Origin of the sequence: Zhengella mangrovi, assembly GCF_002727065.1 — a bacterium.
In the GTDB taxonomy this organism is placed as follows: Bacteria; Pseudomonadota; Alphaproteobacteria; order Rhizobiales; family Rhizobiaceae; genus Zhengella; species Zhengella mangrovi.
Window position 1 is genome coordinate 372,497 of the sequence record NZ_PDVP01000002.1, and the last position, 12,489, is coordinate 384,985.

Annotated in this window: 11 protein-coding genes; all 11 read right to left on the reverse strand. The window is 64.8% G+C overall.

All coding sequences use genetic code 11. The features are described 5' to 3' along the window. Window positions 1–43: 43 nt before the first annotated feature. Window positions 44–1,717 carry a ribonuclease J gene (locus CSC94_RS05630; RefSeq protein WP_099304696.1) on the reverse strand — a complete coding sequence of 558 codons (1,674 nt, stop codon included), beginning with the start codon at window positions 1,715–1,717 and terminating at the stop codon, window positions 44–46. Between the two features lie 32 nt (window positions 1,718–1,749). Next, a complete protein-coding gene (locus CSC94_RS05635; protein WP_099304698.1) occupies window positions 1,750–2,514 on the reverse strand; it encodes a biotin--[acetyl-CoA-carboxylase] ligase in 765 nt (254 codons plus the stop codon). Between the two features lie 16 nt (window positions 2,515–2,530). Next, on the reverse strand, window positions 2,531–3,967 hold the full coding sequence (nuoN, locus tag CSC94_RS05640; protein ID WP_099305258.1) for an NADH-quinone oxidoreductase subunit NuoN: 1,437 nt from the start codon (window positions 3,965–3,967) through the stop codon (window positions 2,531–2,533). A 22-nt stretch (window positions 3,968–3,989) separates the two neighbouring features. After that, window positions 3,990–5,498, reverse strand: coding sequence for an NADH-quinone oxidoreductase subunit M (locus CSC94_RS05645; protein ID WP_099304712.1), 1,509 nt, complete (start codon window positions 5,496–5,498; stop codon window positions 3,990–3,992). Further along, window positions 5,498–7,501: an NADH-quinone oxidoreductase subunit L gene (gene nuoL / locus CSC94_RS05650; RefSeq protein WP_099304717.1), complete on the reverse strand. Its 2,004-nt coding sequence runs from the start codon at window positions 7,499–7,501 to the stop codon at window positions 5,498–5,500. Before nuoL ends, CSC94_RS05645 begins: the two co-directional genes overlap by 1 nt. A 13-nt stretch (window positions 7,502–7,514) precedes the next feature. Then, window positions 7,515–7,823 (reverse strand): NADH-quinone oxidoreductase subunit NuoK, encoded by a 309-nt coding sequence (gene nuoK / locus CSC94_RS05655; protein ID WP_099304721.1) that lies wholly within the window; start codon window positions 7,821–7,823, stop codon window positions 7,515–7,517. A 14-nt stretch (window positions 7,824–7,837) separates the two neighbouring features. Further along, a complete protein-coding gene (locus CSC94_RS05660) occupies window positions 7,838–8,458 on the reverse strand; it encodes an NADH-quinone oxidoreductase subunit J (protein WP_099304724.1) in 621 nt (206 codons plus the stop codon). Window positions 8,459–8,649: 191 nt separating this feature from the next. After that, the gene (nuoI, locus tag CSC94_RS05665) at window positions 8,650–9,141 is read right to left on the reverse strand and encodes an NADH-quinone oxidoreductase subunit NuoI (RefSeq protein WP_099304726.1); all 492 of its coding nucleotides are present in this window, start codon (window positions 9,139–9,141) and stop codon (window positions 8,650–8,652) included. 2 nt (window positions 9,142–9,143) lie between these two features. Continuing rightward, complete coding sequence (locus CSC94_RS05670) at window positions 9,144–9,338, reverse strand: hypothetical protein (RefSeq protein WP_245408266.1); 195 nt, start codon at window positions 9,336–9,338, stop codon at window positions 9,144–9,146. A 1-nt stretch (window position 9,339) separates the two neighbouring features. Beyond that, a complete protein-coding gene (gene nuoH / locus CSC94_RS05675) occupies window positions 9,340–10,386 on the reverse strand; it encodes an NADH-quinone oxidoreductase subunit NuoH (RefSeq protein ID WP_099304728.1) in 1,047 nt (348 codons plus the stop codon). Between the two features lie 15 nt (window positions 10,387–10,401). After that, window positions 10,402–12,486 (reverse strand): NADH-quinone oxidoreductase subunit NuoG, encoded by a 2,085-nt coding sequence (nuoG, locus tag CSC94_RS05680; protein WP_099305262.1) that lies wholly within the window; start codon window positions 12,484–12,486, stop codon window positions 10,402–10,404. Window positions 12,487–12,489: the final 3 nt, after the last annotated feature.

Below are 12,489 nucleotides of genomic sequence, written 5' to 3' on the forward strand. Positions count from 1 at the left end.
TGTAAAGTGGGCCTGACGGCGCAGCGGCACCGATGGCCGGGCGTCAGACGCGTGTCACGAAAACCGTGACAATCGGCTTCTTGCCCCAGACCGAATTGGCCTCGGAGCGGATCGCCTTGCGCGCGCTTTCGGCGACGAGGTCGAGATCCTTGCGCTTGCCGCGCGGTATGCTCTCGATCGCACCCGCCGCGGCTTCGAGCAGGATGTCCTCCAGGTATTCGCCGCGCCCGTCGGTCTCCGGCAGGCCGACGGCCTCGATGTCGGGATCGGCAAGCAGGTCGTACTTGTTGTCGAGGATGACGTTCAGGCAGACGTGGCCGGCGTAGGAAAGCTTGCGCCGGTCGCGGACGCCGACGGCCTCGTCGTCGCCGTAGAGATGGCCATCCTTGAAGGTGCGGCCGTGGTGAACCTCGCCGATGATCGTGGCATTGCCCGGCCAGAGGCGCAGCAGATCGCCGTTGCGCACGGAGGCCACTTCCGGCACGCCCTGCGTGGATGCCAGCGACGCGTGGGCCACCAGGTGCTGCGCCTCGCCATGAACCGGAACCGCGATCTGCGGGCGCACCAGCCCGTACATCTTGCGCAGTTCGCCGCGCCGCGGGTGGCCGGAAACGTGAACGAGCGCATCGTCGTCCTCGATCAGCTTCACGCCCAGTTCGACCAGCCGGTTCTTGGTTTCCAGAATGGCCTTCTCGTTGCCCGGAATCGTGCGCGAGGAATAGATGACCGTGTCGCCGGCCGCGAGATGCACGTTGCGCATTTCCTCGCGGGCGAGCTTTGACAGCGCGGCACGCGGTTCCCCCTGGCTGCCGGTGCAAAGGATAACCACGTTGTCGCGCGGAATGTGCTGGAAATCCTCCTCGGCGAGGAAATCCGGCAGGCCGTCGAGGTAGCCGAGGTCGGTCGCCACGTCGATGACGCGTTTCATCGAGCGGCCCATGACCAGAACCTGGCGGCCGGCATCACGCGCAGCTTCCGCAATGGAGCGGATCCGCCCGACGTTGGAGGAAAAGGTGGTGATGACAACGCGGCCCGGCTGCTTCTCGATCAGCTTTTCCAGGCTCTCGCAGACCTCGCGTTCCGTCGGGCTTTCGCCTTCGCGCATGGCATTGGTGGAATCGCAGATCATGGCGAGCACGCCGGCATCGCCCAGTTGCCCGAGCCGGTCCTCGTCGGTCAGCGGCCCGATGGCCGGTTCGGCATCGAACTTCCAGTCGCCGGTGTGGATCACCGTGCCGGCCGGCGAGGTGATGGCCAGCGAATAGGGCTCGGGAATGGAATGGGTGACCGGAACCGGCTCGATGCGGAAGGGGCCGACATCGAAAACGTCGCCGGCCCTGAAGATGTTCACCGGAACGTCGATGCGCTGGTACTCGCTCTGGCGCTTGGCCTCCAGCAGGCCGGCGGTAAAGGGCGACATCCAGACCGGGCAGCCGAGCTTCGGCCAGATGTCGAGGATGGCGCCGTAGTGATCCTCGTGGGCATGGGTGATGATCATGCCGCGCAGGTTCCTGACCTCGCTCTCGATGAACGTCGTGTCCGGCAGGACGAGATCGACGCCAGGCAGGTCCGGTCCCGGGAAGGTCACGCCGCAATCAACGATGATCCACTCGCGCTTCGCGGCCGGACCGAAGCCGTAGAGCGCGAAGTTCATGCCGATCTCGCCAACACCGCCGAGAGGCGCGAACACGAGTTCATTGTCCTGGTTTTTTGCCATGCTACGCTTTCGTCCTGAAATGGAACTTCCCGCTAGGATGTGAAGAAGAGATCACCGGCAGACACCGGAACGATCCGCCTGTCAGCCGTTTCGATCAGAAGATAGCCGTCCGCGTCAAGATCGGCAAACCGCCCTTCCAGAACGCCGTCAGCCAGGTTGACCCGCACCGGTTCGCCCCGGCCGCGAGCGGCCAGAAGCCAGTCCTCGCGGATGGCGGCAAACCCGCGTCCGCGGTCCCAGCGCGCCAGTTCCCCGGCCATGGCGTTGGCGAGCGCGGGAAAGAGATCCGCGGGCCGGACCTCCAGGCCGCATGCCTTCAGGCTGGTGGCCGGATAGGGCGTGCCTACGGGATGATGGGCGCAGTTTATCCCGCAGCCGATGACGACGGACAGGGGGCCGTTCGGCACCGTCTCGCTTTCCAGCAGGATGCCGTTGACCTTCGCGCCGTCGACGAGGATGTCGTTCGGCCACTTGATGGCGAGCGCCTGGGGCGTGCGGGAGAAAAGCGGCCTGAGCGCCTTGTACACGGCGAGAGCCGCCACGAGCGGCAGCGTGGCAAGGCGGTCAAGCGGCGCCGGGTCGCACAGCAGCAGCGAGGCGTAGAGGTTGCCCGGCTCGGAGATCCAGGCACGTCCGCGGCGCCCCCTGCCCTGAAGCTGACGCTGCGCTGTGACCCAGAGCGGCCCCCGCTCGCCAGTGCGGGCCAGCGCGAGCGCCTCGGCATTGGTCGAGCCGACATCCCCCAGCGCCAGGTGGCGGGTGCCAGACGGCAGGTCAGACCTGGGGATCTGCGTCACGCCGACACGGCACCGGCTAGAAGAAGGTCCGCGCGGCGGTCTGCGCCACGGCGCCGATGGGCCCGGCGACGACGATGTAGAGCAGCGTGAAGAGGCCGGAGAGGCCGAGCACCAGGCCGAGTTCGCCGGCAACCGGCTGCAGGCCGCCGGCCGGTTCGTCGAACCACATGATCTTGATGATGCGCAGATAGTAATAGGCGCCGACGACGGAGGCCAGGACGCCGATCACGGCGAGCGCGAAGAGGTTGGCTTCCATGGCCGCCAGGAAGACCGACCACTTGGCCCAGAAGCCTGCCAGCGGCGGAATGCCGGCCAGCGAGAACATCAGGATGGTCAGGATGGTGGCCATCACCGGGTTGGTGGAGGACAGGCCGGCCAGGTCGTCGATCTGCTCGACATTGCCTTCCTTGCGCCGCATGGCGAGGATGAATGCAAAGGTGCCGAGCGTCATGGCGAGATAGATGATCATGTAGATCACCACGCCCTGGACGCCGGCCAGCGTGCCGGCCGCCAGGCCGACGAGCGCATAGCCCATGTGGCCGATGGAGGAATAGGCCATCAGGCGCTTGATGTTGCGCTGGCCGATGGCGCCGAAGGCACCCAGCACCATGGAGGCAATCGAGATGAAGACGATGACCTGCTGCCAGTCGCTGTGCATCGGGGCGAAGGCTTCGGACACGACGCGCACGACAAGCGCCATGGCCGCCATCTTGGGCGCGGCCGCAAAGAAGGCCGTCACCGGGGTCGGCGCGCCTTCGTAGACGTCCGGCGTCCACATGTGGAACGGCACGGCCGAGATCTTGAACGCCAGGCCGGCGAGGATGAAGACGAGGCCGAAGATCAGGCCGAGATTGCGGTCGCCGTTAGCGATGGTGTCGGCAATGGCGACGAAGCCGGTATGGCCGGTGAAGCCGTAGACCAGCGAGATGCCATAGAGCAGCATGCCGGACGACAGCGCGCCGAGGACGAAATACTTCAGGCCGGCTTCGGTCGACCGGACGGAATCGCGGTTGAAGGCGGCAACGACGTAGAGCGCGAGCGATTGCAGTTCCAGGCCGAGGTAGAGGGACAGGGTGTCGTCGGCCGAGATCATCAGCATCATGCCGAGCGTCGACAGCATGACGAGGACCGGGAATTCGAACTTGTCGAACTTCTCCGCCTTCGCAAAACCGACCGACATGACCAGCGTGACAACGGAACCGATCAGCGCCAGCAGCTTCATCAGGCGGGCAAACGGATCGGAGGTAAAGGCGCCGTTGAACGCCTTGCCGTCGTCGACGAAGAAGACCATCCAGGCCAGGGCGCCGATCAGGATCGCCACGGCCAGGCCAGTGATGGTGGAACTGGCCTTCGGTCCGGAAAACACGCCCAGCATCAGCAGGACGATGGCGCCGACCGCGACGATGAGCTCCGGTGCGGCGAGCGATAGGCTGGTTGCGAGATCTGCCGTCATCATGTCCCTGTTCCCGCCTTGATTACCGGCCGATCGCGGCCGTGGTCACCACCGGGTCGAGCGAAGCGGTGACGTCGTTGATGAGCGCGTTGACCGACACGTTGGTCACGTCGAAGATCGGGGCCGGATAGACGCCGAAGAATATGGTGAGGGCGACCAGCGGGTAGATGATCACCTTCTCGCGCACGGAAAGATCCAGCATCCCCTTCAGCGCTTCCTTGTCGAGCTTGCCGAAGATCACCCGGCGGTAGAGCCAGAGCGCGTAGGCCGCCGACAGGATGACACCGAAGGTGGCGAAGAACGCGACCCAGGTGTTGACCTGGAAGACACCGAGCAGGGTGAGGAACTCGCCGATGAAGCCCGAGGTGCCGGGCAGGCCGACGTTGGCCATGGTGAAGATCATGAAGACCACGGCATATTTCGGCATGTTGTTGACGAGGCCGCCATAGGCCGCAATCTCGCGGGTGTGCATGCGGTCATAAACGACGCCGACGCAGAGGAAGAGCGCGCCCGACACGAAGCCGTGGCTGATCATCTGGAAGATCGAGCCCTGGATGCCCTGGGTGTTCATCGCGAAGATGCCCATGGTCACATAGCCCATGTGGGCGACGGAGGAATAGGCAATCAGCTTCTTGATGTCTTCCTGGCGCAGGGCGACCAGCGAGGTGTAGATGATCGCGACCACCGACAGGGTGAAGACCAGCGCCTGGAACTGCTCGGAAGCGGCCGGGAACATGGGCAGCGAGAACCGCAGGAAACCGTAGCCGCCCATCTTCAGCAGGATGCCCGCCAGGATGACCGAACCGGCCGTCGGCGCCTCGACGTGCGCATCCGGCAGCCAGGTGTGGACCGGCCACATCGGCATCTTCACCGCGAAGGAGGCGAAGAAGGCCAGCCACAGCCATGTCTGCATCTGCGGCGGGAAATCATAGGCCAGCAGTTCGGGAATGGAGGTGGTGCCGGCTTCCCAGTACATGGCCATGATGGCCAGCAGCATCAGCACGGAGCCGAGCAGCGTGTAGAGGAAGAACTTGAACGAGGCATAGACGCGGCGCTTGCCGCCCCACACGCCGATGATGATGAACATCGGGATGAGGCCCGCCTCGAAGAAGACGTAGAAAAGCACCAGGTCGAGGGCGCAGAAGACGCCGATCATCAGCGTCTCGAGCACCAGGAAGGCGATCATGTATTCCTTGACGCGCTTTTCCACGGCTTCCCAGGACGCCAGAATGCACAGCGGCATCAGGAAGGTCGTCAGGATGACGAAGAGCATGGAAATGCCGTCGACGCCCATGCGGTAGGAGATGCCGCCGCCCAGCCAGGCCACTTCCTCGACCATCTGGAAGCCGCGATAGGAATTGTCGAAGCCGGCCCAGATGAAGAGCGAGAAGATGAAGGTGAAGACGGTCGTCAGCAGCGCCACATTGCGGATGTTGCGGCGGCCGTATCCCTCGTCCTTGATGAGGAGGATCAGGAACGCGCCGACGAGCGGCAGAAAGGTGACCAGCGAAAGGATGGGCCAATCAGACATCAGAAGGCGCTCCCGAGCATCATCCAGGTAACCAGCGCGGCGACACCGATGAGCATCGCGAAGGCATAGTGATAAAGGTAACCGCTCTGCAACTTGACGACGCGGTTGGTGACATCGACGACGCGCGCGGCGACGCCATCCGGGCCGAGCCCGTCAATGACCGCACCATCGCCCTTCTTCCACAGGAAGCGGCCGAGCCACATGGCCGGGCGGACGAAGATGAAGTCGTAGAGTTCGTCGAAATACCACTTGTTGAGCAGGAACTGGTACAGGCCGTGATGACGCTGCGCCACCTGACGGGGCATTTCCGGGTTGGAGATGTAGAACCACCAGGCGATCAGGAAGCCCGCCACCATGGCGACGAAGGGTGACAGCTTGACCAGCAGCGGCACGTGGTGGAACTCGTTGAGCAGTTCGTTCTCCGGCCCGGTGAACAGCGCGCCCTTCCAGAAGGCGAGATATTCGTGGCCGTAGAAGTAGCCCTCGAAGAGAACGCCGGCGAAAAGGGCTCCCGCGGCCAGCACGAAGAGCGGCACCAGCATGACCGGCGGGCTTTCATGCACGTGGTGCATGACATCCGCGGTGGCGCGCGGCTTGCCGTGGAAGGTCATGAAGATCAGGCGCCAGGAATAGAAGCTGGTGAACAGCGCTGCGACGGCCAGCATGGTGAAGGAGAAAGCCGACACCGGGCTGCCCGAGGCGAAGACGCTCTCGATGATGATATCCTTGGAGAAGAAGCCGGCGGTGCCGATGAAGGTGCCGGGGATGCCGAGACCGGTCAGGGCGATCGTGCCGACGATCATCATCCAGTAGGTGGTCGGGATCAGCTTGCGCAGACCGCCCATGCGGCGCATGTCCTGCTCGTCGGACACGGCGTGGATAACCGAGCCGGCGCCCAGGAAGAGCAGCGCCTTGAAGAAGGCGTGCGTGAAGAGGTGGAAGATCGCCGCGCCGTAGGCGCCGACGCCGAGCGCGGCGAACATGTAGCCGAGCTGCGAGCAGGTCGAATAGGCGATGACGCGCTTGATGTCGTTCTGGACGAGGCCCACCGTGGCGGCGAAAAAGGCGGTGATCGAGCCGATCACCGTGACGACGACGAGCGCGGTGTGCGACAGTTCGAACAGCGGCGACAGGCGCGCGACCATGAAGACGCCGGCGGTGACCATGGTGGCGGCGTGGATGAGCGCGGAGACCGGCGTCGGGCCCTCCATGGCGTCCGGCAGCCAGGTGTGCAGCAGGAACTGCGCCGACTTGCCCATGGCGCCCATGAAGAGCAGCAGGCAGACGATCGTGATGGCGCCCTGCCGGTCCAGCGCGTGACCCAGGAAGGACAGAACGGCACCGCCGCCCTCCCCGCCCTCGGCCGGCAGATAGGTGGCGGCATTGGCGAAGATGGTCTCGAAGGTGACCGAGCCGAACAGGACGAAGACGCCGAAGATGCCGAGCGCGAAGCCGAAGTCGCCGACGCGGTTGACGATGAAGGCCTTCATGGCGGCGGCATTGGCCGACGGCTTCTTGTACCAGAAGCCGATGAGCAGGTAGGACGCCAGGCCCACGCCTTCCCAGCCGAAGAACATCTGGACCAGGTTGTCGGACGTCACCAGCATCAGCATGGCGAAGGTGAACAGCGACAGGTAGGCGAAGAAGCGCGGCCGGTCCGGATCGTGGTGCATGTAGCCGATCGAGTAGATGTGCACCAGCGCCGAGACGGTGTTGACGACGACCAGCATGACGGCGGTCAGCGTGTCGATCCGCAGGGCCCAGTCGACGGCCAGGTCGCCGGACTGGATGAAGGTGAGGACCGGGATGATCATCGCCTGCGTGCCGTGGCCTTCGCCGCCATGGGCGAGCGCCACGGTGAAGAAGGCGACCCAGGACAGGACGGCGGACACGACCAGCAGGCCGGAGGTGATGTACTCCGACGCCTTTGCGCCGATCGAACGGCCGAACAGGCCGGCGATCAGGAAGCCGATGAGCGGGAGGAAGACAATCGCGTGATACATGGCGGCGTTTCCCTTAACCCTTCATCATGTTGACGTCTTCGACCGAGATCGAACCGCGGTTGCGGAAGAAGACGACGAGAATTGCAAGGCCGATAGCGGCTTCTGCGGCGGCGACGGTGAGCACGAACAGGGCAAACACCTGGCCGACCAGGTCGTTGAGCGCGGCCGAGAAGGCCACGAAGTTCAGGTTCACCGAGAGAAGGATCAGTTCCACCGACATCAGGATGACGATGATGTTCTTGCGGTTCAGGAAGATGCCGAACACGCCGATGGTGAAAAGGATGGCTGACAGGGTCAGATAGTGGCCGATACCGATTTCCATGATTGTGACCTCTCTCAGATGCCCTTGCCCGACTCGACCTTGCGGACCTCGATGGCCGTGCGATGATCGCGGGCCACCTGATCGGCAATGACCTGGCGCTTGACGCCTTCCTTGTGGCGCAGCGTCAGGACGATGGCGCCGATCATGGCGACCAGCAGGACGAGGCCGGCGATCTGGAAGGCGTAGACGTAGTCGGTGTAAAGAATGTCGCCCAGCTGGGCGGTGTTGTGCCGTTCGGCGAGATCGCGCATCGGTTCGGCGACCGAGGCCGCCACGTTCGGCGACAGCGCGTAACCGCCGAGGACGACCGCCAGCTCGGCGACGAGGATGATGCCGACCAGGGCGCCGATCGGCGCATACTGCAGCGCGCCTGCCTTCAATTCGGCGAAATCGACGTCGAGCATCATCACGACGAAGAGGAAGAGCACCGCCACCGCGCCGACGTAGACCACGAGGAGGATCATGGCGAGGAACTCGGCGCCGGTCAGCAGGAAGAGCGCGGCCGCGTTGAAGAAGGTCAGAATGAGAAAGAGAACGGAATGCACCGGGTTGCGCGCCGCGATGACCATCACCGCCGACGCGACCGCGATGAGGGCGAAAAGGTAGAAAAACGCCGCCGCCAATCCTGTGAGCATGACTGCCCCCGATCCTTGCCTGTGTCGCGGTTCCCTGACGGTTCCGCTTCGATGGACAGGCCCGTAGCGAGTCCCCGCCGGGCCATGCGTCCGCTGTCCTTTAGAGCGTTTTTCGCAGTTGCAAAACCGCCTTGGCGCTCCGGTTCAAAACTTTTTCCGGGGCCGTGCCCCGCTTCCCCCCGCCGGCCGCCTCAGCGATACGGCGCGTCGATGGCCATGTTGCGGGCGATCTCGCGTTCCCAGCGGTCGCCGTTGGCCAGCAGCTTGTCCTTGTTGTAGTACAGTTCCTCGCGCGTCTCGGTGGCGAACTCGAAATTCGGCCCCTCGACGATGGCGTCCACCGGGCAGGCCTCCTGGCAGAAGCCGCAGTAGATGCACTTCACCATGTCGATGTCGTAGCGCACGGTGCGGCGGGTGCCATCATTGCGGCGCGGGCCGGCCTCGATGGTGATCGCCTGGGCCGGGCAGATCGCCTCGCACAGCTTGCAGGCGATGCAGCGCTCCTCGCCGTTGGGATAGCGGCGCAGCGCATGCTCGCCCCGGAAGCGCGGGCTCACCGGCCCCTTCTCGTTGGGATAGTTGACGGTGAACTTCGGCTTGAAGAAGTAGCGCATCGACAGGATCGTCGCGTCGATGAACTCCTTGAGCAGCAGCGACTTGGCCGCCTGTGCCAGACCAGTCATTGTCATTCTCCAATCACATAGGGTGCGACGAACCAGCCGATCAGCGGCAGGGCCACGAATTGCACCAGCCCGACCGTCTTCAGCGCCGTCTTGGTTTCGTCCAGGTCAACCCGGCCGGCGAGACTGCGCAGCAGCAGCCAGTCAACGGCGGCGAGCAGCAGTCCGATCAGCGCTCCGATGGCGGCCGGGGTCATCATCTCAGGCGCTCCAGCCGGTCAGCTTGAGCACGAAGGCCGTGGCGACGACCATGAAGATCGAGATCGGCAGGAACACCTTCCAGCCCAGGCGCATCAGCTGGTCGTAGCGGTAACGCGGCACGAAGGCCTTGACGAGCGAGATCATGAAGAACACCGCGCTGGCCTTGAGCACGAACCAGACCACGCCCGGCACCCAGGTGAAGGGTGCGACCGCGATGGGCGGCAACCAGCCGCCGAGGAAGAGCACCGTGGCCAGGGCCGACATGAGGCAGATGGCGACGTATTCGCTCAGCATGAAGAGCATGTACGGGCCGGAGGAATATTCCACCATGTGGCCGGCCACCAGTTCCGACTCCGCCTCGACCAGGTCGAAGGGCGGACGGTTCGTCTCGGCCAGCGCCGAGATGAAGAAGATGACGAACATCGGGAACAGGCCGAGCCAGTGCCAGTCGAGGAAGGAATTCGGCAGGCCGAGGCGCGTGCCGAGGCCGTCGCCCTGCGACAGGACGATGTCGGACAGGTTCAGCGAGCCGACGCAGAGCAGCACGGTGACGATCACGAAGCCGATGGACACCTCGTAGGACACCATCTGCGCCGCCGAGCGCAGCGCGCCGAGGAAGGGATATTTCGAGTTCGACGCCCAGCCACCCATGATGACGCCGTAGACCTCGAGCGAGGAAATGGCGAACACGTAAAGGATGCCCACGTTGATGGAAGCGACGACCCAGCCGTCGGCGACGGGGATGACCGCCCAGGCGGCCAGCGCCAGCACGGCGGACACGAGCGGGGCGAGCAGGAAAACGCTCTTGTTGGCACCCGACGGGATCACCGGTTCCTTGACGATGAACTTCAGCATGTCCGCGAAAGACTGCAGAAGACCCCAGGGGCCGACCACGTTGGGACCGCGCCGCGCCTGGACCGCGGCCCAGATCTTGCGGTCGGCATAGATGATGTAGGCCACGTAGATCAGCAGGATGACCAGCAGGGCCAGCGACTGGATGACGATCAAAAGCGCCGGCCAGACATAGGTGTCGAAGAAAAGCTCCATCGTCTTGCCGTCCCCTTACTCTGCGGCCTGCTGGTAACCGTTGCGGGCAAGCGCGGAACATTCCGCCATGACGGCGGAGGCGCGCGCGACCGGGTTGGTCAGGTAGAAATCGGAAACCGCCGACTGGAACGGCGCCTTGTTGAGGCGTCCGCCCTTCTTCGCCAGCGCCTCGATTCCGGCGGTGCCGGTCTCGGCGATGGTGTCGAGCGCGGCCAGGTGCGGGTGCGCCTCGTAGAGCGCCTTGCGCAACTGGCTGAGCGAATCGTAGGGCAGCTTCTTGCCGAGCACGTCGGAAAGGGCACGCATGATCGCCCAGTCTTCCTTGGCATCGCCCGGCGCGAAGCCGGCGCGGGCCGTCATCTGCACGCGGCCCTCGGTGTTGACGTAGGTGCCGGACTTTTCCGTGTAGGCAGCTCCCGGCAGGATGACGTCGGCGGCATGCGCCCCGGCATCGCCATGGGTGCCGATGTAGACGGTGAACGCGCCGCCGGCCTGCGTCAGGTCGAACTCGTCGGCGCCGAGCAGGAACAGCACGTCCATCGCGCCGCCGAGCATGCCGGCAAGATCCTTGCCGCCCTCGCCCGGCACGAAACCGATGTCGAGACCGCCAACGCGGGACGCGGCCGTGTGGAGCATGGCGAAGCCGTTCCACTCGCCGGTGACCGCGCCGCAGGCCACGGCCAGCTTCGCCGCGTGGGCCAGCACGGCCGCACCATCGGCACGGGCAAGCGCACCCTGCCCGACGAGGATCATCGGGCGCTTGGCCTTCTTCAGGACGTTGAAGAACCTGCCCTCGCCGTCAGCCAGTTCCTTCAGGGTGTCGGTACCCGCACCGAGCATCTCGTAGTCGTAGCGCAGGTCGCCCATGTCGCCGATCACGGCGACGGGGAAATTGTCCATGCGCCAGCGCTTGCGGATACGGGCATTGAGCACCGATGCCTCGAAGCGCGGATTGGCGCCGACGATCAGCAGGGCATCGGCATCCTCGATGCCCTCGATGGTCGGGTTGAAGAGGTAGGTCTCGCGGCCCAGCAACGGATCGTGCGGCGCGCCGTCCTGGCGGCAGTCGATGCTGGTGGAGCCGAGCGATTCCAGGAGCTGCTTGAGCGCGAACATTTCCTCAACGGCGGCGAGATCGCCGGCCACGGCACCGATCTTGTCGCCGGTGGTCCCGGAAACGGCGTCGCGGATGGCGGCGAAGGCCTCGCCCCAGGTCGCGGCCTGGAGGCGGCCGTCACGCTTCACATAGGGGCGGTCGAGGCGCTGGGTACGCAACCCGTCCCAGACGAAGCGCGACTTGTCGGAAATCCATTCCTCGTTCACCTGCTCGTTGACGCGCGGCATGATGCGCATCACCTCGCGGCCGCGCGTATCCACGCGGATGGCGGACCCGACGGCATCCATCACGTCGATGGATTCCGTCTTCGTGAGCTCCCAGGGACGGGCCTGGAAGGCATAGGGGCGCGAGGTCAGCGCGCCGACCGGGCACAGGTCGATGACGTTGCCCTGCAGCTCCGACGTCATGGCCTGCTCGAGGTAGGTGGTGATCTCGGCATCCTCGCCGCGGCCGATCAGGCCGAGCTCGGAAATGCCGGCCACTTCGGTGGTGAAGCGGACGCAGCGCGTGCAGTGGATGCAGCGCGTCATGATCGTCTTGACCAGCGGGCCGATGTACTTGTCCTCGACGGCGCGCTTGTTCTCGGTGTAGCGCGACGCGTCGACACCGAAGGCCATGGCCTGGTCCTGCAGGTCGCATTCGCCGCCCTGGTCGCAGATCGGGCAGTCCAGCGGATGGTTGATCAGCAGGAATTCCATCACGCCTTCGCGGGCCTTCTTGACCATCGGCGTGGTGGTGAAGACTTCCGGCGGTTCGCCGTTGGGACCGGGGCGCAGGTCGCGCACGCCCATGGCGCAGGAGGCCGCCGGCTTGGGCGGTCCGCCCTTCACCTCGACCAGGCACATGCGGCAATTGCCGGCGATCGACAGTCGCTCATGGAAGCAGAACCGCGGAACCTCGGCACCGGCCTCCTCGCACGCCTGCAACAGCGTGAAGTGGTCCGGAACCTCGATCTCCTTGCCGTCAACCTTGATCTTAGCCATCTT